Genomic DNA, 21410 nt, shown 5'->3' with positions numbered 1-21410 from the left:
CATCGGTCCCATCATCATCCCGTCCTGCATCATCTGTATCCCTTCTCTGCGTCGGAGCGTCGGTCTTCGGTCGCGTCTCGGTGCTGGTCCTCCAGGCCAGCATCCCCGATGCGAAGGTGAGCGCGGTGGCGAGGTGCACGGCGGCGACCAGCGACACGGCACTGGCCACGATCCCGGCGACGACCGCACCGACGGCGTAGCCGATGTCACGCCAGAAGCGGTACACGCCCACGGAGGTCGCCCGCCAGGCCGGGTGGGCGGTGTCTCCCACGGCGGCGAGCAGGGCGGGGTAGGCCATGGCGGTCCCGACGCCGAGCAGGGTCGTGCCCACCATGCCGGACGCGAACGGTCGCGCCATGCCGAAGCCGATGGTGGCGAGCCCGAGGCTCTGGACCACCATGCCGGCGACGACCAGCGGTCGGCGACCGAAACGGTCGGCCATCGGCCCGGTGATGGTCTGCCCCAGGCCCCACACGATGGGGTAGACGGCCTTCAGAAGTCCGATGTCGGCCAAGCCGACCCCGGCTCCGGCGAACAGCACCGGCAGCACCCCCCAGGACAACCCATCGTTGAGGTTGTTCACCAGCCCGGCCTGGGAGGCCCCGAACAGCGTGCGGTTCTTCCATGACGTCTCCGCGAACACCCACCCGCTGCTGCGCGTCGCCGTCTCGCCGCCGTCGTGGTGGAGGGCGGCCTCCCGCCGCGCGTGGTCGCCGGTGTCGCGCACGACGAGCGCGGACATCGCGAGTCCAGCGAGCGCGTAGGCGACGCCGATCCAGAACGGCTCGGGGCGTAGGCCCGTCGCAGCGGCGACGTAGCCGGTGAGCAGCGCGGTGATCCCGACGGCGGTGTAGCCGGCGGCCTCGTTGAGGCCCATGGCAAGGCCCCGTTGGTCCGGGCCGGCGAGGTCGATCTTCATGTTCACCGCCATCGACCAGGCCAGGCCCTGGTTGATGCCGAGCAGGACGTTGGCCGCCACGATCATCCACCAGGAGGGCGCGTAGCCGAGGATGAAGGGGACCGGCAGGCCGACGACCCAACCGACCACGAGGACGGCCTTGCGTGTCGAGCGGTCCGCGGCCACACCGGCGACGAAGTTGGCGAACGCCTTCGTGATCCCGAACGCGGCGATGAACGCGAACAGGACCACGTTCGGTGCGAGTCCGAACTCCTCGGCGCCGATGACCGGCAGGATGCTGCGTTCGGGTCCGACCATCCCGCCGACGAAGAAGTTCACCGTCACGAGGGCGGCGAACTGTCGCCAGTTCGCTCGCAGGCCGAGCGAGACGCGCCGCGTGCCGTCCGACGTCCACTGGGCAGGCGCCGAGGTGGACGAGGTCACGCCGACTCCGCGCCGCGCTCCTGCCACTCCTCCGGTCCGCCGGTGAAGACGGCGACGTCCCGCCGTCCGGCCCGCTCGAGGATGCTCGCGGCGGTCATCGAACGCTGCCCATGCTCGCAGTGGGTGACGAGACGCTGACCGGGCAATCCGTGAACGGTCGACGGCAACGCGCCGAGCTCGCCGTGCGTCGCACCGGGGATGTGGCCGGAATCCCACTCCGAGCGTTGGCGCACGTCGACGACCACCCGGTCGTGGGGCGGGAGGTCGGTGAGCTCGGTGGTCGCGGTGTCGTGTCCGGCCTCCTGCCAAGCGACGATCCCGCCGGCGAGCTCACCGGCGAGCTCCTCGTATCCGACCTTCAGGCACTGCCGAACGAGGTCGTCGCGGTCCTGTTCGCGGTCGAGGACGAACACCAGCGGCGTCTCGGGAGCCTCCACGAGCCAGCCCAGCCAGGTGGCGAACTGGTCGCGGAGCTCGATGGACAGCGAGCCGGGTACGTGGCCCTGGGCGTAGCGCTCGATGGGTCGCACGTCGATCACCCGCGCACCGGCGGCGAGGCGCCCTTCGAGCGCGGCCGGACCCAACTGCTCCAGCGGTGGCATCTCCGTGCCGTAGAGGCGAGGGCCCTGCCGGTTCACCTCACGCAGGCGGAGGAAGTAGGGCGGGAAGCTTCCCAGGCCATCCAGCAGCCGCTCGACGAACCCATCTTCATCGTCGACCTGCAGCAGCGGGTTCGACGTTCGCTGCTCCCCGATGGTTGTCGTGGCCCGATCCGAGGACCCAGCGGAGCAGAACGACCCCCCGCCGTGGGTCGGATACACCGTGAGATCGTCGGGGAGGGTCAACAACCGCTCGGTGATCGAACGCCACGCCGCCCGGGCCAGCGGAACGGTGCGGTCGGGCGAGATGAGATCCGGACGAGCGACCCCGTCCACGATCAGCGTGCCACCGGAGAACAGCGCCTCCGCTCGGCCGTCGTCGACGAGCAGGTACGCCAGATGCTCGGGCGTGTGGCCGGGCGTCGCGAGGGGACGCAGCATCAGCCCGCCCAGATCCACCTCGACGCCCTCCCGGACGGGTTGGTGCGGGTGGGCCAGGTCGGCGTCGGCCGCCGCGATCAGGCGCGCATGCGGAACTTCACCGATCAGCTCGCGCGCACCCGACACGAAGTCGGCATGCAGGTGCGTCTCGGCGACCCAACTGACCTGCAGGCCACGCTGCGCTGCCTGCTCGAGCGCAGGTCTCGGATCACGCGAAGGATCCACCACTAGCGCGGACCCGTCGCCGAGGTCCACGAGCCATGCGCTGTTGCCCAGACCCGGATCAGCCAGGCGCTGCACGTCGATCACCATGCCCGAACCCTTCTCCTCAAATGTTCGCTTGAACATCAACGTAGGGGATGCTGGTACCATCGTCAAACGAACGCTTGAGGAAGGAGCCGTGAGTGTCCCCCGACGAGACCGCACCTGGCGGTCGTGCAGCCAAGGACGCCCTGTTCGAGGCGCTCGTGACCGTGGCGAAGGCACTGGCCAATGGGCGTCGAGCGGAGATCGTCGAGCTGCTGGCTCAGGGTCCGCGCTCGGTGGAGGAGATCGCCGGCGAGATCGACCAGTCGGTGGCCAACACGTCACACCACCTGCGGACCCTCGCACGCAGCGGCCTGGTGTCCACGCGACGGGAGGGGACCCGGATCATCTACAGCCTGGCCGACCCACAGGTGTTCGAGCTGTGGCGCATCACGCGGGCCGTTGCGACCAAGCAGCTCGACCAGATCGAAGCGATCGCTGAGGCCTACCTCGGCGATACCGGGCGGCTGGCGACCGTCACACGGCGAGAACTGGCAGAGCGGCTCGACGACGACGGCGGCGTCGTCGTCATCGACGTGCGTCCGCCGGCCGAGCATCGTGCTGGGCACATCCCAGGGTCGCTCTCGATCCCCCTCGACGAGCTCGACGAGCGCCTGGCCGACCTCCCCGAGGACGTACCGATCGTCGCGTACTGCCGCGGCCCCTACTGCGTCTACGCCGACGAAGCTGTCCGCCGCCTCAAGCAGCACGGCCGTGACGCACGGCGGCTCGAGGACGGCTACCCGGACTGGCAACGGTCAGGCCGCCCGACCGAACACTCCTGAGGAGCCCATCCCCGTCGCCAGCCCCGGCGTGGGACCGACGGACCACGCGACCTGCCATGTCACCCCGAGGGATGCTTTAGCGTCGCGTCGCACACCGTTAGGAGCACGATGGACTACGACGCAGTCGTCGTAGGTGGTGGGCCAGCCGGCCTGACGACGGCGGGCTGGCTCGGCCGGTACCGCCGTCGGGTGCTGGTCGTCGACAGCGGCGAGTACCGCAACCGCTGGGTCGAACAGGTCCATGGGTTGTTCGCCAACGACCCCGCCGACCCCGAGGACCTGCGGGCACGGAGCCGACGCGACCTCCGGCAGTACCCACACGTCGAGGTCACCGGCGGACGTGTCATCGGCGCCGAGCAGCTCGTCGACGGTGCGTTCGAGGTGATCGTCGAAGGCGACCGCATCCGTGCTCGTCGGATCGTGCTGGCGACCGGCGTCCGGGACGCGTTCCCCGACGTGGAGCGTTTCTTCGAGTTCTACGGAGCCGACGTCTTCCACTGTCCGACGTGCGATGGGTTCGAGGCGCGCGGCGAGTCGGTGGCCGTGTTCGGTTGGGAGCCGCACGTCGCAGGGTTCGCCGTCGAGCTGCTGGACTGGGCTGATCAGATCCGGATCATCACCGACGGTCGTCCGCTCGACATCGGGGAGTCTCGAGTTGACGCCCTGGCCCACTTCGGCATCGAGGTGATCGAGGATCGGGCGGTTGAACTCCTCGGCGAACGCGGCGATCTTCGGGGAGTGCGCCTGGGCAGCGGTGCGCGGATCGACTGCACGATGGGGTTCTTCACGATCGACCACGACCCGGTCACCGACCTCGCCGAGAGGTTGGGGTGCCAGCTCGACGACGAGGGCTACGTCCGCGTCGACGACGAGGCCGAGACGACCGTCCCCGGCGTGTACGCCGCGGGCGACATCACGGGAGGGATGCAGCTGGTGGGCTTGGCTATCGGGGAGGGCACCGTCGCCGGTGTGGCGTGCGCCCGGTCGCTCCGCGGGGACACGGCGCTTCCGCACATGCCGTCACCGGCGCCATCTCCCCGCGAAGCGATGTCCCCACAGCAGGTGGACGATCAACCGTGAAGCCCACGTAAGGCAGCCCCGTACCGGGCAGGTCGACCGTTACGTGGTGTCACGTTCAAGGTCGACGACCGGGCACGTCCCGCCGGGCGTGTATCGGAGACGACGCGGACCCCTAGTAGACCGGGATGCTGGGGTCGATCTGCCGGGCGTAGGCGGTGATGCCGCCCCGCATCGAGCGGGCGCGGAAACCGGCGCCCCGCATGAGCTGCACGGCCTCGAGCGACCGGACCCCCGACTTGCAGTGCACGACGTACTCCCGGGCCGGATCCAGCTCGCTGAGCTTCCCCGGCAACTCACCCTTCGGGATCAGGGTGGCGCTGGGGATACGGCTGATCTGGTACTCGTGAGGTTCCCGGACGTCGAGGAGGACGACCTCGTCCTTGCGCTCCTCGTACTCGGACGGCAGGACCTCCAGCTCGACCAACGCGTCGATGACCTGCTCGCGATCGTGAGCGGGAACCCCGCAGAACTCCGCGTAGTCGATCAGTTCGGTGACCGTCGGGTTCTCGCTGCACACGGGGCAGTCCGGGTCCTTGACCACCCGGACGTACGACCAACGCGCATCCAGGGCGTCGTACAGGGCGAGCTTGCCGATCAGGGGCTCTCCGACTCCGGTGATGAGCTTCAGGGCTTCGGTCGCCTGCGCTGACCCGATCGTCCCGCAGATGATGCCGAACACCCCACCCTCGGCGCAGTTGGGCACCATCCCCGGCGGGGGTGGCTCGGGGAACATGCAGCGGTAGCAGGGCCCTTCCTCGGCGTAGAACACCGCCACCTGCCCTTCGAATCGGAAGATCGAGCCGTACACGTTGGGCTTGCCCAGAAGCACGCACGCATCGTTGACCAGGTAGCGGGTCGGGAAGTTGTCGGTCCCGTCGATCACCAGGTCGTAGGGCTCGATGATCTCCAACGCGTTGTCGCTGGTCAGGTACGTCTCGTGGATCCGCACGTCGACGAAGGGGTTCACCTCGTGGATCGACTCACGGGCGGATTCGACCTTGCGTCGGCCGATGTCGGACTGGCCGTGGATGACCTGGCGGTGGAGGTTGGACTCGTCGACCAGGTCGGCGTCGACCAAGCCGATCGTGCCCACCCCCGCCGCAGCGAGGTACAGCGCCAGCGGGGAGCCGAGCCCACCGGTCCCCACGAGCAGGACCCTGGCGGCCTTCAACCGTTCCTGACCGGCGATCGCGACGTCGGGGATGATCAGGTGGCGGCTGTAGCGCGCGATCTCAGCGTTGGTGAGCGGTTCGCGTTGTTCGACGAGCGGCTTCATGGACCTCACTTCCGGCGGTCGCGGACGTGCCGACCAGCCGGGCACCACCCGGCTGTTCGCTTAGTCCAACGTCTCCCCCGTCGCCGCGCTTCCCCGCCAGTGGGAACGGTGCGAACGCTCGTCAGCGCAGGGCGAGGAGGTACGAGCCGCCGAGGGCCGCGGCCCCGAACGTGATCCACGCCACGTAGTCGCCCACGTGGCCACTTTGGAGCCGCTCCAGGAAGGTCAGCGCCGGGACCGCGACGGCGGTCACCGGCCGGCGCAGTCGTTGGGGGATGCGGTCACGGTTGAGCGCCCCCAGCGCGATGGCCACCGCCCCGCCGGCGGCGAGGGCGCCGAGGACCATCGCGGAGGCGTTCAGCGTGACGCCCGGCCGTGGTTCGAGACGGACCGTCGCCCCGTCCATCACCGCGGCCTGGTACGCCTGGACGTCGACGAACCGTTCCGCGGCCGACTCGGCCGCACCGGCCAGTGGGGCAGCCAGCCCGATCGCCACGGCGAGCACCACCAGCGCCGCGGCCGGAAGCAGCATCACGGCGGGGGTGTGCTGAGGGCCCGTGCCGTTGTCGTCGGTCTCGGGCGGCGGCTCCTCCCCGGCCTGTTCGACGTCGCGACGGGGCGGCGGACCCCAGCCGAAGAACACGCGCCCCGCAGCCCGGAGCACCGCCCCGGCGGTCAGAGCCCCGGCCACCACGAACACGGCACCCACCCACTCGTAGTGCAGGTGGGCTGCGGCCTCCTCGATCAGCTGCTTGCCCAACGTGGTGCCGAACGGTGGGAGGCCGGCGAGGCCCAGCCCACCGGCGATGAAGACGGCAGCGGTCACCGGTTGGGACCGGCCGCGACCCCGCAGCCGACCTTCGTCGACGCTGCGATGGTGGTGCAGCAGGATCCCGACCGCCAGGAACAGCGCCCCCTTGACGGCGCCGTGGGCCAGCGTGTAGATGCCGGCGCCGGCGAGGGCGCCAGCGTCCAGCAGGCCGACGCCGATCAGGATCAACCCGGCGTGGCTCACCGACGAGAACGCCAGGAGGCGTTTGAGGTGCCACTGCGCCAGGGCCATCACCCCACCGAGGATCGCCGTGAGCGTCCCGATGGCGACCAGGAGCACGCGCAGGTCCCCGACGTGCGGTTCGAGCTGGCCCGAGAACACCGTCCAGTACACCCGCGCCCAGCCGTACAGGCCGAGCTCGATCATCACGCCGGAGAACAGCACGCTCACCGGCGTGGGGGCCACCGCGTGCGCGTCGGGCAGCCAGAAGTGGAACGGCACGATCGCGGCCTTGACGAACAGCCCGGTCGAGATCAGCAGGAACGCCACGATCACGGTCGCGTCGGGCGGGGCGTCACCGAGCTCTCGGCCGATCTCCGCCAGGTTGAGCGTGCCGGTGCGCCCGTACAGGAACCCGATGCCGTGCACCAGCAGGAACGCGCCGATGGTGTTGGTGACCGCGAAGTTCAACGACCCCTGCAGCGGTGCGGGACGCTCGACCTCGTAGGCGGTGAGCGCGTACCCGGTGGTCGTCAGCAGCTCGAAGAAGACGAAGAGGTTGAACAGGTCTCCGGTCAGGGCGAAGCCGACCATGCCCCCCAGGAACAGCAGCATCAGGGTGTGGTAGAGGGCACCGATCGCCTCGAAGTACCGCCAGGAGAACAGCAGGGAGGCGGCGGTCAGCACGGCGGCGAGCGCGGCCGTCCCCGCTCCGAACGGGTCGATGGCGAAGTTCTGTCCGATCGCCTCGCCACCGAGCGGCTCCCACCCGCCGAACCACGTCACGACCAGCGTGGAGGTGGTGGCCAGCAGCACGCACACCACCGCGGTGGCGGCTGCGGCCGCGGCCCCGGCGAGGTCGAGGACCGGGCGTCCGACCGCACGCCCAACCGCCAACAGCGCCGTGGCCGACAGCAGCGGGATCACGACGGCCAGGGACGGCAGGGCCTCCACGTCACCCCCGCATGGTGCGCAAGTCGTCGGGATCGAGCGTCCCGGTGCGCTTATGGGCCTGGATCGCCAACGCCAGGAGCAGCGCCGTGACGGTCGCGCTCACGACCGCGTCGGTCACCGCCAACGACTGCACGATCGGGTCGACGGCCGGCGTGTCCAGCGGGGCGTCGGGGAAGATGGGGGGGATCGCGCCGGAACGGAACCCGACGGCCAACAGCAGCAGGTAGGTCGACGACTGCACGACCGTGACGCACACGACCAGGTGGACGAGGTTGCGGCTGGTGACGATGCCGTAGAGACCCGCCAGGAGCAGCCACCCGGCCACCACGTACGGCAGAGCCTCGAGGCTCATCGCCGGATGCGCTCGTGGATGCGGACGGTCTGTTCCAGGAAGTGGGAGAAGATCAGGAGGAACCCGGCGGTCACCTCGAACCAGATGATGATGTTCAGGCCCACGATGGTCCCCGAGGACACCAGTTCCCCCAGCGTCCCCATCGGCCCGATGTTGGTGAGGAAAGATCCAGCGACGACCAGCCCGACCAGGCCCACCACGATGTAGGCGCCGGCGCTGACTGCCTCGATCTGCTCCAGCACGCGTTCGGACGTCAGCCGTGCGAACGTGTCGTACTCGTCGGCGAGGTACAGCGCCAGCACTCCCCCGGCCGTCAGCACGCCCGACTGGAAGCCGCCTCCCGGGGTGAACTGGGCGTGGAGGATGACGTAGAGGCTGGTGAGGAGGGCGATGCCTGCCAGCGCCGTGCCCGCCAGCTGCAGCGCCCCGCTGGTGGGCGGGACGTCCCTCCCGGGCAGCGCATCGAGTGGCGGCGCGTCGGTCTCAGTGCGCTGCATGCGTAGGAGGAGCGCCACGGCGGTCACCGACGCGAACAGGATCAGCTGCTCCCCCATCGTGTCGAGACCGCGGTAGTCGAAGATGACGGCGCTGACCAGGTTGAACGAGTTGCGGTCGCGCACGCCGACGTCGAGGTAGTAGTTGCTGACGAAATCCTCGAAGTCGATCGCGTCGGGCAGGGCCAGGAGCCCCCACAACAGGACCGCAGCGAACCCCGCGGCCCCGACCAGGAACAGTCCCCTGCGGGCTTGCTCGCTCACCGCTGGTTCGCTCGCACCGCGGCCATGGTGAACAGCACCATCACCGGGACGGCGACGATCCCCACGACGATCATCGCCATCGCGACGCCCGGCGCCTCGAACAACAGGAAGAGCACCGCCAGGGTGGACCCGAAGACGCTGGCCACGACCGATTGACGGACCGGGTCGCGGGTGGCCACCACCGCGGTCCCGGCCGCGGCGACCAGCAGCAACGCCAGGACGTGCGCCGGCGTCACGCGCTGCCCTCCTCGGCGACCTGCTCGTGGGGGTCGGCGATCAACCTGCCGGTGCGCCGGATGCGCAGCGCCCGTGCCGTCGCACGGGTCAGGAACGGGCTCGACAGCCACAGCACGGCACCGGTGGCCACCACCCGGGCCGCGTGCGAGCCGGTGTGGGCGTCGAGCGCCACGGCCGCGACGATGAAGGCGGTCCCCACCACGGCGGCCGGCCCGACGAGATGCAGCCGGTCGAACGCGTCCCGTGCCAGCAGAAGGCCGACGGCGCACAGCAACTCGGTGGCGACGCCGGCGGCCAGCAGCACGGCGACGATGACGGTCACAGCCATCGCTCCAGGAACCGGGTGACGGTCAGCCCGCCGACGAGGATGATCAGCGCGAACACCAGCGCCACGTCGGAGTAGGAATCGTGCGCGTGGCGGGCGGACAGCACCAGCGTGATCAGGACGGCGATCACCCCGACCAGTTGTGCGGCCACCAGCCGGGTACCGACGTCGCCGGTGAGCGCCCCGGCCCCGGCGACGCCGAGGGCGACCAGGAGCCCGACCACCGCCAGGTCGACCGCGGTCACGTGGCCCACCGCGGGAACGAGCGCTTGGGGTCGGGTCGGGGCGCGAGCTGGTGCAGCAGCAGGCACTCCTGCCCTTCGATCAACGCCACGACGTAGGTGTTGGGTGCCACCGACGCCTCCAGGGTGATGGCCGCGTCCAGCGCCGCGTCGATGCGGTGGTCGACCGGGACGGCGATGAACCGCCCTCGCAGCGGCCGTCGCCGCAGCACCCGTTCGAACAGGGCAGCGGCGACCGCTCTGGTCTCGGCGATGAACACACGCGCGACCGCGGCGAGCCGGTGTAGCTGCGGCAAGGCGCCGGTGAAGCTGATCCCGGCTGCGCGGAGCGAGACCCGTGACAGCGCGACCGCAGCAGCAGCCACCAGGCTGGCGGCGACCAGCTCCTGAACCGACACCGACACGAAGAGCAGGTAGATCCCGGCGTACGCGCCCCACCAGACGACGTAGCCCCAGGGGAGTCGCCGCGCTGCACTCCGGTCGACCACGTCAGCCTCCGGGTGGTGTCCCGGAGCATCCCACACCGTCGTCCACGCGCCAGGACGTGCAACTGTCCCGGTGGGCGCCGTCCGCGGCTTCCGCTAGACGTTCATGCCCATCGCCTGCAGCTCGAGGCGCACCTCGTCGGAGATCATGTCCGGGCTCCACGGCGGAGTGAACGTGAAGTCGACGGTGACGTCCTCGACGCCCGGCAACGACCCCAGCACGACCGAGACCTGCTGGTCGATCAGCTCGGTGAGTGGGCAGCCCATGCTGGTCAGCGTCATGGTGACGTGCACCCGACCGTCCGATGCCTTGGTGATCTCGTACAGCAGCCCGAGGTCGACCACGTTGTACCCGATCTCGGGGTCCATCACGGCCTTCATCGCCTCGCGCATGACCTCGACCGATGGCATGCCGTCGTCCTCGAGCGGGAACCCGCCCGGTCGGGGTGCCCGTTCGGCTGCTTCCTCGGCCTCCTGCTCGGCCTGTCGCTCGACGTCCGATCCCGACCCGGCGCCGGGCGTCGGCGGCTCGTGGAGCGTGGTCTCCTCGGGCGGTAGCGCAGCGTCGCTCATGTCTCCACCTCGTGCTCATGGGTCACCGTGTGTTGTGATCCGCCAGCGCGGTAGGTCTCCAACGCGTCGCGGAGCGCCATCCAGCCGAGCAGGGCGCACTTGACGCGCACCGGGAACTTCGCGACGCCCTGGAAGACGATGCCGTCGCCCAGGTCGTCCTCGCGGGCGGGCCGCTCGCCGTGCATCATCAGCCGGAACTGCTCGGCGAGGTCGAGCGCGTCGTCGAGCTCTCGACCCTTCACGGTCTCGGTCATGACACTGGCCGACGCCTGGCTGATCGAGCAGCCATCCCCGTCGAACGCCAACGCGCGGACCCGGCCGTCCTCCACGTCGACGCGGAGGTCGAGCTCGTCGCCGCACAGCGGGTTGCTGTGGTGGACGTGCACGTCCTCGCCCTCGAGCGCCGCGGCCCGGTTCTTCGGGCTGCGGTAGTGCTCGAGGATGATCTCCTGGTACAGGTCCTCGAGGGTCACGCGTGGTCTCCTAGCGCACGATCGATCACGCCGGGCCGCCGATCGTCTCGGGGTCGCGTTCCTCGGTCACCGGCGCCACTGCGTCCGGGACCCGGCGGAAGAACTCCTTGGCGGTCTCGATGCCGCGGACGAGCGGTCCGATGTCGTCCTCGTCGTTGTAGACGTAGAAGCTCGCTCGTGCGGTGGCTGCCACCCCCAAGCGGCGCATCAGCGGCTTGGCGCAGTGGTGGCCGACGCGCACGCACACCGCCTCGTGGTCCAGGACCGTCCCCACGTCGTGGGCGTGGACGCCGTCGACCAGGAACGAGATCGACCCGCCGCGGTGGTCAACGTTGGCCGGGCCGTGGACGGTCACACCGTCGACCTGCTGGAGCGCGGCCAGCGCCGTGCGGGTCAGCTCGATCTCGTGGCGGCGGATCTCCTCGGGATCGAGGTCCAGCAGGTAGTCCACCGCGGCGCCCAGACCGATGACCTCGGCGATCGGCATGGTGCCGGCCTCGAACTTGTAGGGCAGGTCGTTCCAGGTGGCGCCCTCGAGCGTGACGTCGCGGATCATCTCGCCGCCGGTGAGGAACGGCGGCATCGCGTCGAGCAGCTCCGGGCGCGCCATCAGGACGCCGACCCCGGTTGGACCCAGCATCTTGTGCCCGCTGAAGGCCAGGAAGTCCGCCCCGACCTCACCGAAGCGCACCGGCAGGTGCGGGACGGACTGGGCGCCGTCCACCAGCACCTTGCATGCCGGGTTGGCCGCGCGTGCCTGCCTGGCCAGTTCCGCCACCGGGTTGATGGTGGCCAGCACGTTGCTCTGGTGGGTGACCGCCAGGAACGAGACCTTGCCGTCAGCCAGCAGGCCCGGGACGGCCTCCAGGTCGAGGTAGCCATCGGCGGTCACCGGGATGAAGCGCAGCTCGAAGCCGACCTCCCGGGACGCCTCCAACCACGGCACCAGGTTGGCGTGATGCTCCATCTGGGTGGTCAACAAGGCGTCGCCGGGACCGAGCCGGCGCCGCACCCACGAGTAGGCCACCAGGTTGATCGACTCGGTGGTGTTGCGGGTGAACACGGTTCCCTCGACCGGGGCGTCGACGAACGCGGCGACCTTCCGCCGGGCGTCCTCGTAGTCGTCGGTGGCCTCGGTCGCGATCTGGTAGACGCCCCGCGCCACGTTGGCGCGTCGCTGCTCGTAGTAGGCCGCCATCGCGTCGAGGACGGCCTGAGGGCTCTGGGCGCTGGCGGCGGAGTCGAGGTACACGAGCCGCTTGCCGTGCACCTGCCGGCGCAACGTCGGGAAGTCCTTCTTGATCCGGTCGACGTCGAAGCGGCCCATCAGCGTCCTCACCATCGCTACCTGTATCCTGCCGCGGACCCCGCGCCCCGCCCACTCCTGGGCGGTGAGAACCTCCAGACGCGCAGGGTCGGCATGGTCGGCGTCACGCCGCGGGGGTCGTCGCCTCGCGGAACTCCTCGTAGCCCTTCTCCTCGAGCAGTTCCGCGAGCTCCGGGCCACCGGAGCGCACGATCCGCCCGTCGAACATCACGTGCACCTCGTCTGGGTGGATGTAGCGCAGGATCCGGGTGTAGTGGGTGATCAGTAGCACCCCGAGGTCGGGGCCGACCATGCGTTGGACCCCCTCGGCGACGGTCTTGAGCGCGTCGATGTCGAGACCGGAATCCGTCTCGTCGAGGATCGCGACGGTGGGACGGAGCAGCGCCATCTGCACGATCTCGAAGCGCTTCTTCTCGCCACCGGAGAACCCCTCGTTCACGGACCGCTCGAGGAAGCGCTCGTCCATGTCGAGGTTGGCCATCTCGGTCTTCAGCCGTTGCATGAACTCACGGATGGGGACCTCCTCGTCGCTCACCGCGTTCAGCGCCATGCGCAGGAAGTTGGTCAGCGACACGCCGGGGACCTCCACCGGGTACTGCATCGCCAGGAAGAGTCCCGCCTGAGCCCGTTCGTTGGGGTCCATGCCCAAGACGTCACGCCCGTCGAGGGTCACCGACCCGCCGGTCACGTCGTAGGCAGGGTGGCCGGCGATCGCGTACGCCAGCGTCGATTTCCCGGATCCGTTGGGACCCATCAGGGCGTAGGTGCGACCCCGCTCGACGTCGAGGGTCACCCCTTTGAGGATCTCCTTGCCGTCGATCTCGACGGTGAGGTCGCGGATCTCGAGGAAAGCCACTGTTGTCGTCTCCTTGAAGTGTGCTGCAGTCTCCGGTGCGGTGACCGAGCCGAAGCCGGCCGGCCGCTGGTCCCTAGTGGTCGGGGATCGGTGCGTCGTTCAGCTGCTGGTCGATGTCGATCAGGACGTCGTCGCCTTCGACCTTCACCGCGAAGATCGGGACCGGTTCGGTCGCCGGCAGGGTCTCGGCCTCCCCGGTCTCCAGGTCGAACGTCGAGCCGTGCAGGGCGCACTCGATCGAGCAGCCCCACACCAACCCCTCGTGCAGCGGGTAGTCCTGGTGCGAGCACACGTCGTAGGCGGCCCGCACCGAACCGTCCTCGCAGACGACGAGGCAGATCGGGTGACCGTCGACCTTGACCTGCAGCCCCGTCCCGGGGATGAGATCGTCACGCGTCGCGACCTTCTCGAAAGCCACTACGCCGCACCTCGCTCGTCCGCTGCCACCCCCCGGCCTCGGCCCCGGCGGGCGATCGCCGTCAGGTCGGCGCGGTCGACTTCGGCCTCGATGTGCTGCAGGGTCCGTTCCTGCACCGCCGGCAGCGCGATGCGCTCGAGCACCTCCGCGAAGAAACCGAACACAACCAGGCGCAGGGCGTCGGCTGCGCTGATCCCCCGCGACTCGAGGTAGAACAGCTGCTCCTCGTCGATCTGGCCGGTGGCCGAACCGTGCCCCGCGGTGACCTCCGCGCACTCGATCTCCAGGAACGGGGTGGAATCGGCCTTGGCGCCCCCGGACAGGATCAGGCTCTTGTTCACCTCGTTGGAGTCGCTCCCGATCGCGTCACGGTGGACGAAGATGTGTCCGCGGAACACGGTTCGGCTGCGGCCCTGCAGCGCCCCCTTGTACAGGACCTGCGAGGACGCGTGGCCGGCGACGTGCTCGATGAACGGGTGGTGCTCGAAGTGCTGGCCTTCGTCGGAGAAGTAGATCCCGAGCGGCTCGATCCGCGACCCCGGGCCGACCAGGTGCACCTCGGGGCGCAGACGGACGGTCTCCCCACCGATGGTGACGGTGAGGTGGCGCAGCTGGGCGTCGCGGTGGACTGCCGCGGCGTGCACGACCAGGTGGCCGACCCGTCCCTGCCAGTCCTGGATCGTCACCAGATCCAGGTGGGCACCGTCACCGACGACCACCTCTGCGACCTCGTCGACGGTGGTCGGGGCGTCCAGCTCAGTCGAGACGTGCTCGACGTACAGCTCGGCGCGGCTGTGGCGATCGGCGACGACCAGCAGGCGCGGCAGGTGCGCGCCGGGCTGTGCCGCCTGGATCGAGATCCCGATCGGTGCGTCCAGCTCCACCTCCGGCGGGATGTACACGAACGCGCCAGCTGTCCACGCGGCGTCGTTGGTCGTGACCGTGCGGTCGTGATCAGCGGTCAGCGAGCCGAGGTGCTGACCGACGAGATCCTCGTGTGTGGTGGCGGCGGTGGCGAGGTCGGTGACGACCACCCCGAGCGCCTCCGCATCGGAGCAACCCATCACCGTCACCCGGCCATCGCGGAGCTCGACACGTCCGGCCAGGTCAACGCCGTCCAGGAGTGGCGACGCGACGGGCGCGGCGAGCTCCTCGCCGCCCGTGACGATCGGGACGTCGACGGCGAAGCGGGTGAACGGTGTATCGCGCCACAGCTCCTCGCCGCGGAGCTGGGGCCACCGCTGGTCGACCCACCTCTTGAACGCTTCCAGGCGGCGGTCGCGGAGCCATCCGGGCTCGCCGGCCGCTTCGGCGCGGCCAGCGAGGAACTCCTCGGTGAGGGTGTCGAGCGTCGTCCCCACTCGAGCGCCCGGGGTCGCGGACGTCATCCGATCGCACCCTCCATCTCCAGGGCGATCAACCGGTTGAGCTCGACCGCGTACTCCATCGGCAGCTCCGAGGCGATGTCGGACACGAACCCGCGGACGATCATCGTCTTGGCTTCGTCCTCGGTGACGCCCCGGCTCATCAGGTAGAACAGCTGGTCGTCACCGATCTTCGAGACGGTCGCCTCGTGCTCGATGCGAGCGTCGTCGGCTTCGATCTCCATGTACGGGTAGGTGTCGCTCCGTGAGTGGGTGTCCAGCAGCAGCGCGTCGCACTGCACGTTCGATCCGCAGCGCTTGGCCTGCGGTTCGATGTGGACCAGCCCGCGGTAGGACGTGCGACCCTGACCCTTCGAGATCGACTTGGAGATGATCCGCGACGACGTGTCGGATGCGTGGTGGACCATCTTCGCACCGGCGTCTTGGTGCTGACCGTCCGCGGCGTACGCCACGGACAGGACCTCACCCTGCGCGCCGCGGCCCATCAGCCACACCGCCGGGTACTTCATGGTCAGCTTCGAGCCGATGTTCGCGTCGATCCACTCCATGCGGGCGTCCTCGTAGGCAGCGGCCCGCTTGGTCACGAGGTTGTAGACGTTGTTGGACCAGTTCTGGATCGTGGTGTACCGCACGTGCGCGCCGGGCTTGACGATGATCTCGACCACCGCCGAGTGCAGCGAGTCACGCGAGTACACCGGAGCGGTGCAGCCCTCGACGTAGTGCACGTACGAGCCGGGCTCGGCGATGATCAGCGTCCGCTCGAACTGGCCCATCGACTCCTTGTTGATGCGGAAGTAGGCCTGCAGCGGGATGTCGACCTTGACGCCTTCGGGGATCCAGATGAACGACCCGCCCGACCACACCGCGGTGTTCAGCGCGGCGAACTTGTTGTCGTTGGGCGGGATCACCGTCGCGTAGTGCTCCTTGAAGAGGTCCTCGTGCTGCTTCAAGGCGGTGTCGGTGTCGAGGAAGACCACGCCCTGGCTCTCGAGGTCCTCCCGGACCTTGTGGTAGACGACCTCGCTCTCGTACTGGGCGGCCACACCAGCGATCAGCCGCTGCTTCTCTGCCTCGGGGATGCCGAGCTTGTCGTAGGTGTTCTTGATGTCCTCGGGGAGGTCCTCCCACGACGTGGCCTGCTTCTCCGTCGCACGGACGAAGTAGTAGATGTCGTCGAAGTGGATCCCGGACAGGTCACCGCCCCACGACGGCATCGGCCGGCGGGTGAACGCCTGGTAGGCGCGCATCCGCAGGTCGCGCATCCACTTGGGCTCGTCTTTCAGGAACGAGATCTCCTCGACGACCTCGGCAGACAGCCCGCGCTTGGGCTCGAAGACGTAGTTGTCTGGATCGTGCCAGCCGAACTTGTAACGGCTGAGCTCGTCGGCGACCTGCTGCTGCTGTGTGCGGGGCACGGTCAGCCCGATCTCTGCGGCGGTCTTCGCCACGGTGTTCCTCCTCGGTCGTCTTCAGGTCTGTTCGGTTGTTCAGGTCGGTTGCGGGATGCAGCTGTCGTCTCAGCAGCCGCAGTTGGCGGTGATGGTGCACACGCAGGCGTTGGCGCCGCTCGCCAGCGTCTCGCGGCGCGAGATCCGCACATCGCCCAGGACGCGCCGGAACGCCGCGGCCTCGTGGGCGCACATCTCCGGGTTGTCCTTGGCGACGTCGAAGATGGCGCAGTGGCTCTGGGTCAGCTCGAACCCGTCTCCGTCGGTCGTGACGCTGGCCTCGTAGCCGGCTTCGTTCAGCGCGTCGACCAGCTGATCGAGCCGTCCTGCCAGGTCGTCCGCGTCGACCGCGCGGGCGTAGGCCTCGGTCTGACGATCTTGCCGCCAGCGCAGGAACGCCTGCAACCCGGCACGGCCCTGCTGGTCCGCGATGAAGGCCAGCAGGTCCTCGACCATCTCGGCGTACCGGTGCGGGAAGAGGTCCTCCCCCCGTTCGGTGAGCCGGTACCGGGCCACGGGGCGGCCGCGTCCCTGGCGGATCGTCCGCTCGGTGATCATCCCTTCGCTCTGCAACACCGCGAGATGCTTCCGAACCGCGACGTCGGAGATGCCGAGCGCCTCCGCCAGTTCCGGGGCGCTGCGCTCACCCTCTCGCTTCAACGTGCGTACGATGGTCGCCCGCGTCTCGCCGAGCAGCATGGCGAGCGAGCGCGATAGGGGCCGCGTCCCCGCACCCTGCGCGTTCGTCGTCACGCCCTCCACCGTGTGGTTCCGATCTCTGAGGCTCTCAACCTCTGAGGCCCGACCTCAGAGTTTCCCAACTTCCTGGTTATGATATTACGCGCGGCGCACCACCCCCGCAACGGCTGTCCGAGCGTCCGCAGGCCGCTGCTGGCCGTGCGCTCGCCGGAGAACCCGCCTGATCCGTTGACCGCGAACCCGTACCGGACCGACGGTGTCGACGTGGCCTCGCCCTAAAGCCGTCACGCAGCGTAACCGAACACTGCGGGGGGAGAACGTGGTCCCCGACCGGCCATCGGAGGATGCCGTGGCACAGACGGAGGTCGCGGGCACACAGCCCGCAGGCACGGGGTGGCGCTCCCCAGGCGACGGACCGACGCCCGACGACCGCGGGTTGGTGCCGGTCGTGGACCGGCGCCGCGACGTGGTGCGCCGGCTGCTCGAGCGGGGCGTCGCTGTCCACGCCTTGCAGGTGCTGCTCCCGGGGTGGGACGACGAGATCAGGGCGGCAGCGAGCGATGGCCACCGGCCGTGACAGCGGTGTCGACCCCCACCTAGTTCGAGGTCGGCAGGTCGGTCCTCGACCACTCCCCCACTCCCACGACGTTGCGGGTGGCCTGCCTAGAGTTGGCCGCCGTGAGGGTGGGTCTGCGGCGGCTGACGGGACGGCTCGCGCCGCGCGTGCCTGACGCCGTCCTCGACCGGGTGCTCCGGTTGCGGTCGCGGCTGGGTGAGGGACCTGTGATCGGGCTGCCGCGCTTCGACCGGGTCCTGGTGGTGGCGCCCCATCCCGACGACGAGACGCTGCTGTGCGGTGGGACGGTGACGGCGCTGGCGGACCGGGGGGCCGACGTGCGGATCGTCGTGGCCACCGACGGCACGGCGTCGCGGGTGTCGCTGGCCCCCGACGAGCTGGCCCGGCGCCGCCGTGATGACACCCGACGGGCGTGCGCGACCCTCGGCGTCGGCGACCCGCTGTTCGTCGGCCTGCCCGACGGAGACCTCACCGCCGAGGTCGGGGCGTTGACCGATGCCCTGCAGGACCAGCTGGATGCGTTCGCCCCGGACCTGGTCCTGGTCCCCTGGTTCGGCGACGCCCATCCCGATCACCGCGCGTGCAGTGCCGCCCTCGTGCGCACCATCCCGCCGGACGCGGTCGACGTCTGGGGCGGCGAGGTGTGGACTCCCGCACCGATCAACCGGCTGGTGGACGTGTCAGAGACGATCGAGCGGAAGCGCGCGGCGCTGGCGGCTCACGCCACCGCGCAGCAGGCGTTCGACCTGGACGCGATGCTGGCGCTGAACCGCTACCGCAGCGTGCACGGCCTCCGCGGCCGCGGGTTCGCCGAGGGGTACCTGGCCGCCCCGTTCCCCGACTACGCACGCTGGACGACCGACGCGCTCGACCCCGACGCTCGATGAGCGAGCCACGGCTGCGTCGGGCCGGCCCCCGAGACACCGATGCGCTGGCGGCCCTGTTCGACGCGGTGTTCCCCGACAACCCCAAGGCCGACCCGGCCGTGCTGCGTTGGCAGTTCTGGGACAACCCGTTCGGCCGGGCGGCGTCGTGGGTGTTCGACGACGGTGGGGAGCTGGTCTGCCACTTCGCGGTCCTGCCGGTCCCCGCCCGGCTCGACGCACGCCCCATCACCGCCGCCAAGCCGGCTGACGCCGCGACGTTGCCCGCCTACCGCGGGCAGGGCCTGATGGGACGGGCGGCGAACGCGGTGTTCGCCGAGTGCGCCGAACGCGGCATCCCGGTCACCCTGTGCCTGCCCAACCGGCTGGCCCGAGGTGCGCTCGGCAAGATCGGGATGGTCGAGGTGGCGCCGGTCCGGGCCTACGTCGCGGCGCTGGACGACGCGTGGCTGGCCGAACGGTTCGCGATACCCCGGCCGCTGGCCGGCCTGGTCCGCCGGGCGGTGTTCCGCCTCCCCGACGTGGGACGAGCCCGCGAGGTCGGACAGCCGCCCGACCAGCTCGACGCGCTGTGGGCGGTCACCGCTGAGCACGTGCCCAACGGGGTCGTGCACGACGCTGCGTGGTGGCGGTGGCGGTACGTCGAACGCCCCGGCGGGGACTACCGGTTCTTCGAGGTCCGCGACACCGCTCGTCTGCTCGCCGCCGCCGCGACCACGACGCGGGAGGCGTTCGGGGGGCGGTTCGTGCATGTGCTCGACCTCCAAGCCGTTCACGCCGCAGCCGCCCGGCAGGTGGTCGGCGCGGCCCTGGCCGACACGGATGCGGTCGGTGTGGCCACCATCGCCCTCCCCTGGACACGCATCGCCGAGCTCGTCCGGTCGGCGGGGCTCCGCCTGCTGCCCCGCCGGCTCGAGCCGGCGGAGCAGATCCTCGGCCTGTTCCACAACGACCCGTCGCTGGGCGACCTCAGCGACCGCCAGTGGTCGGTGGCGTGGACCGATCTCGACCACCTGTGACGGCCGTGACCGGGGCAGCCGCCGCGTCGTGCTCGGCGTGGCGCAGCCACCGCCCCGACCGCCACCACCGGCCCAGCAAGGCCGGCCGCACGACCGCATCGAGCACCACGCCGGCCTGCACGCCCACGGCACCCCAACCCAGGACGAGCGCCATCAACGCCGAGGCACCCAGCAGGAACGCGGCGATCCCGACCGCCGATGCGGCCAGCGGCAGCCGGGTCTCACCGGCCGCCTGCATGGTGCTCCGCAGGGCCTCGTAGACCGCGAGGAAGACGGTCGCCACCCCGTACGTCCGCACCCAGCTCGCCATCACCGTGTGGACCTGGGGGTCACCGCCGCCGCCGAACGCGGTGGCGATCGGACCGGCCGCGGCGATCAAGACCGCCGCGCCGACCAGGCCGACGACCGCGGCCAGACCCACGGCTCCGTCCCCGTAGCGCTGGGCGGCGACCGCGTCGCGACGGCCGAGGTTCGTCCCGACCAGGGCGCTGGCGGCGACCCCGACGCCGATCGCCGGCACCCGCGCGAACAGGTGCACCCGCCGACCGACGTGGAACCCGGCGTTGGCGGCGGTCCCGAACGCCAGCGTCAGGGCGTTGAGGGGGATCTCGGCCAGCGCGTACAACGTGCGCTCTGCCACCTGGGGCGCTCCGATCCGCACGATACGGCGGCCGACGTTCGTGGCGCGGAGCCCGGCCCGGTGCAGCCGGACCCGGGCCCGCCCCGAGCACAGCACGACCGCCAGGGCGGTGCCGCCGAGGATGTTGCCGACCGCCGTTCCCACCGCGGCGCCGACGACCCCCAGCGCCGGGAAGGGTCCGGGGCCGCCGACCAGCGTGACGGTCAGCGCGATGTTGACCACGGTGGCGGTGACACGCACCGCCATCGGGGTGCGGGTGTCGCCGGCTGCCTGCAGGACCCGCGCCAGCATGATCGCGAGTACCCGCGGGATCGCCGTCGCCAGCACGATGCGTAGGTACGCGGTGCCCGGACCGGCCACGTCCGGGCCCGCACCCAGCAGCCGGAAGAACGGTCCGGCGCCCAGCAGGCCCCCCACCGTGGCGAGGGCCCCCAACGTGACCGCGAGCAGCGCGGTCTGCGTGGCCGCGTCGGCGGCGGCGTCGTGGGCCCCGGCGCCGTAGCGCTGTGACACGGTGGCGACGGTCCCGGCGCTGAGGCCCAACGCCGCCATCAGCACCAGCCGCGCAGCGGTGTCTGCCACGCCGACCGCTGCCACGCCGCTCGCGCCCACCACCAGGCCGACCACGATCAGGTCGACGGTGCGCATGGCGATGCGGACCATTCCCGTGGCCACCGCAGGCCACGCCAGGCTGATCAGCGCTGGCCAGGTCGCCGGGACGCGGATGGTGTCCTCCGGGTCGGTCGCGGGGAGCGGTAGCGACCGTCGCACGCGTGGGCGGCCGCCACCCCCGACGGTCGTTCAGCACCGGGGGGTCGCGGCCAGCGCCACGGCGGGGCGTGCCAAGATGCGCCGGTGCAACCGCGCCCCGACTCGACGACCGGTGAGACGCCCGCCGAGACCCCCGCCCGACCACAGCGCCGTGGGCGGCGGGCGCT

The 21410-nt window shown here is 70.4% G+C and carries 23 protein-coding genes and 1 pseudogene; 5 read left to right on the top strand and 19 right to left on the bottom strand.

What is annotated here, in order from left to right; genetic code table 11:
* Positions 1-100 precede the first annotated feature (100 nt).
* Both M3N57_02340 and M3N57_02335 read right to left on the bottom strand, forming a co-directional pair.
* Positions 101-1216, bottom strand: a pseudogene (locus tag M3N57_02340) (MFS transporter).
* A gap of 122 nt (positions 1217-1338) precedes the next feature.
* Positions 1339-2730, bottom strand: coding sequence for an MBL fold metallo-hydrolase (locus M3N57_02335; GenBank protein MDP9021538.1), 1392 nt, complete (start codon positions 2728-2730; stop codon positions 1339-1341).
* Between the two features lie 56 nt (positions 2731-2786).
* On the opposite strand from M3N57_02335, the gene M3N57_02330 reads away from it, so the two are divergent.
* Positions 2787-3473: a metalloregulator ArsR/SmtB family transcription factor gene (locus M3N57_02330; protein MDP9021537.1), complete on the top strand. Its 687-nt coding sequence runs from the start codon at positions 2787-2789 to the stop codon at positions 3471-3473.
* Positions 3474-3581: 108 nt separating this feature from the next.
* Positions 3582-4553 carry an NAD(P)/FAD-dependent oxidoreductase gene (locus M3N57_02325; GenBank protein ID MDP9021536.1) on the top strand — a complete coding sequence of 324 codons (972 nt, stop codon included), beginning with the start codon at positions 3582-3584 and terminating at the stop codon, positions 4551-4553.
* Between the two features lie 112 nt (positions 4554-4665).
* Here the strand turns inward: M3N57_02325 and moeB are convergent, their stop codons facing one another.
* From moeB to M3N57_02245, 16 genes are all read right to left on the bottom strand, one after another.
* The gene (moeB, locus tag M3N57_02320) at positions 4666-5829 is read right to left on the bottom strand and encodes a molybdopterin-synthase adenylyltransferase MoeB (protein MDP9021535.1); all 1164 of its coding nucleotides are present in this window, start codon (positions 5827-5829) and stop codon (positions 4666-4668) included.
* 121 nt (positions 5830-5950) lie between these two features.
* Positions 5951-7774, bottom strand: a complete 1824-nt coding sequence (locus M3N57_02315) for an NADH-quinone oxidoreductase subunit D (GenBank protein ID MDP9021534.1) — start codon at positions 7772-7774, stop codon at positions 5951-5953.
* A 1-nt stretch (position 7775) separates the two neighbouring features.
* A complete protein-coding gene (locus M3N57_02310; protein MDP9021533.1) occupies positions 7776-8126 on the bottom strand; it encodes an NADH-quinone oxidoreductase subunit K in 351 nt (116 codons plus the stop codon).
* The gene (locus M3N57_02305; protein ID MDP9021532.1) at positions 8123-8884 is read right to left on the bottom strand and encodes a sodium:proton antiporter; all 762 of its coding nucleotides are present in this window, start codon (positions 8882-8884) and stop codon (positions 8123-8125) included. Before M3N57_02305 ends, M3N57_02310 begins: the two co-directional genes overlap by 4 nt.
* A complete protein-coding gene (locus tag M3N57_02300) occupies positions 8881-9120 on the bottom strand; it encodes a DUF4040 domain-containing protein (protein ID MDP9021531.1) in 240 nt (79 codons plus the stop codon). Before M3N57_02300 ends, M3N57_02305 begins: the two co-directional genes overlap by 4 nt.
* Positions 9117-9449, bottom strand: coding sequence for a monovalent cation/H(+) antiporter subunit G (locus tag M3N57_02295; GenBank protein ID MDP9021530.1), 333 nt, complete (start codon positions 9447-9449; stop codon positions 9117-9119). The genes M3N57_02300 and M3N57_02295 overlap by 4 nt, the downstream gene beginning before the upstream one ends.
* Positions 9440-9691: a monovalent cation/H+ antiporter complex subunit F gene (locus M3N57_02290; GenBank protein MDP9021529.1), complete on the bottom strand. Its 252-nt coding sequence runs from the start codon at positions 9689-9691 to the stop codon at positions 9440-9442. Before M3N57_02290 ends, M3N57_02295 begins: the two co-directional genes overlap by 10 nt.
* Positions 9688-10176: a hypothetical protein gene (locus tag M3N57_02285; GenBank protein MDP9021528.1), complete on the bottom strand. Its 489-nt coding sequence runs from the start codon at positions 10174-10176 to the stop codon at positions 9688-9690. The genes M3N57_02290 and M3N57_02285 overlap by 4 nt, the downstream gene beginning before the upstream one ends.
* Positions 10177-10269: 93 nt before the next feature.
* Positions 10270-10746: a metal-sulfur cluster assembly factor gene (locus M3N57_02280; protein ID MDP9021527.1), complete on the bottom strand. Its 477-nt coding sequence runs from the start codon at positions 10744-10746 to the stop codon at positions 10270-10272.
* Positions 10743-11219 carry an SUF system NifU family Fe-S cluster assembly protein gene (locus M3N57_02275; protein MDP9021526.1) on the bottom strand — a complete coding sequence of 159 codons (477 nt, stop codon included), beginning with the start codon at positions 11217-11219 and terminating at the stop codon, positions 10743-10745. Before M3N57_02275 ends, M3N57_02280 begins: the two co-directional genes overlap by 4 nt.
* A 25-nt stretch (positions 11220-11244) precedes the next feature.
* On the bottom strand, positions 11245-12546 hold the full coding sequence (locus M3N57_02270; GenBank protein MDP9021525.1) for a SufS family cysteine desulfurase: 1302 nt from the start codon (positions 12544-12546) through the stop codon (positions 11245-11247).
* 103 nt (positions 12547-12649) lie between these two features.
* Positions 12650-13402, bottom strand: coding sequence for a Fe-S cluster assembly ATPase SufC (gene sufC / locus M3N57_02265; protein MDP9021524.1), 753 nt, complete (start codon positions 13400-13402; stop codon positions 12650-12652).
* 73 nt (positions 13403-13475) lie between these two features.
* Complete coding sequence (locus M3N57_02260; GenBank protein ID MDP9021523.1) at positions 13476-13820, bottom strand: non-heme iron oxygenase ferredoxin subunit; 345 nt, start codon at positions 13818-13820, stop codon at positions 13476-13478.
* A complete protein-coding gene (sufD, locus tag M3N57_02255) occupies positions 13820-15208 on the bottom strand; it encodes a Fe-S cluster assembly protein SufD (GenBank protein ID MDP9021522.1) in 1389 nt (462 codons plus the stop codon). The genes M3N57_02260 and sufD overlap by 1 nt, the downstream gene beginning before the upstream one ends.
* Positions 15205-16632 (bottom strand): Fe-S cluster assembly protein SufB, encoded by a 1428-nt coding sequence (gene sufB, locus M3N57_02250; GenBank protein ID MDP9021521.1) that lies wholly within the window; start codon positions 16630-16632, stop codon positions 15205-15207. Before sufB ends, sufD begins: the two co-directional genes overlap by 4 nt.
* 90 nt (positions 16633-16722) lie before the next feature.
* Positions 16723-17406 (bottom strand): transcriptional regulator, encoded by a 684-nt coding sequence (locus M3N57_02245; protein MDP9021520.1) that lies wholly within the window; start codon positions 17404-17406, stop codon positions 16723-16725.
* A gap of 295 nt (positions 17407-17701) precedes the next feature.
* Here M3N57_02245 and M3N57_02240 point away from each other — a divergent pair, with 295 nt between their 5' ends.
* From M3N57_02240 to M3N57_02230, 3 genes are all read left to right on the top strand, one after another.
* Positions 17702-17929, top strand: coding sequence for a hypothetical protein (locus tag M3N57_02240; protein MDP9021519.1), 228 nt, complete (start codon positions 17702-17704; stop codon positions 17927-17929).
* Positions 17930-18030: 101 nt separating this feature from the next.
* Positions 18031-18816: a PIG-L family deacetylase gene (locus M3N57_02235; protein ID MDP9021518.1), complete on the top strand. Its 786-nt coding sequence runs from the start codon at positions 18031-18033 to the stop codon at positions 18814-18816.
* Positions 18813-19832: a GNAT family N-acetyltransferase gene (locus tag M3N57_02230; protein ID MDP9021517.1), complete on the top strand. Its 1020-nt coding sequence runs from the start codon at positions 18813-18815 to the stop codon at positions 19830-19832. The genes M3N57_02235 and M3N57_02230 overlap by 4 nt, the downstream gene beginning before the upstream one ends.
* Here the strand turns inward: M3N57_02230 and M3N57_02225 are convergent.
* Entirely contained in the window at positions 19783-21243 is a 1461-nt protein-coding gene (locus tag M3N57_02225; GenBank protein ID MDP9021516.1) for an MATE family efflux transporter, read from the bottom strand. The two genes, M3N57_02230 and M3N57_02225, sit on opposite strands and share 50 nt — an antisense overlap.
* Between the last annotated feature and the right edge of the window lie 167 nt (positions 21244-21410).

This window comes from Actinomycetota bacterium (assembly GCA_030776725.1).
Taxonomy (GTDB): Bacteria; Actinomycetota; Nitriliruptoria; order Nitriliruptorales; family JAHWKO01; genus JAHWKW01.
The sequence above is the reverse complement of the archived record's forward strand: the minus strand, read 5'-3'. Positions and strand labels throughout refer to the sequence as shown.

Coding starts and splice junctions, on each gene's coding strand:
- M3N57_02335 (MDP9021538.1), bottom strand. CDS start 2,730: ATGTTCAAGCGAACATTTGAGGAGAAGGGTTCGGGCATGGTGATCGAC.
- M3N57_02325 (MDP9021536.1), top strand. CDS start 3,582: ATGGACTACGACGCAGTCGTCGTAGGTGGTGGGCCAGCCGGCCTGACG.
- moeB (MDP9021535.1), bottom strand. CDS start 5,829: ATGAAGCCGCTCGTCGAACAACGCGAACCGCTCACCAACGCTGAGATC.
- M3N57_02310 (MDP9021533.1), bottom strand. CDS start 8,126: ATGAGCCTCGAGGCTCTGCCGTACGTGGTGGCCGGGTGGCTGCTCCTG.
- M3N57_02295 (MDP9021530.1), bottom strand. CDS start 9,449: ATGGCTGTGACCGTCATCGTCGCCGTGCTGCTGGCCGCCGGCGTCGCC.
- M3N57_02280 (MDP9021527.1), bottom strand. CDS start 10,746: ATGAGCGACGCTGCGCTACCGCCCGAGGAGACCACGCTCCACGAGCCG.
- M3N57_02270 (MDP9021525.1), bottom strand. CDS start 12,546: ATGGGCCGCTTCGACGTCGACCGGATCAAGAAGGACTTCCCGACGTTG.
- sufD (MDP9021522.1), bottom strand. CDS start 15,208: ATGACGTCCGCGACCCCGGGCGCTCGAGTGGGGACGACGCTCGACACC.
- M3N57_02230 (MDP9021517.1), top strand. CDS start 18,813: ATGAGCGAGCCACGGCTGCGTCGGGCCGGCCCCCGAGACACCGATGCG.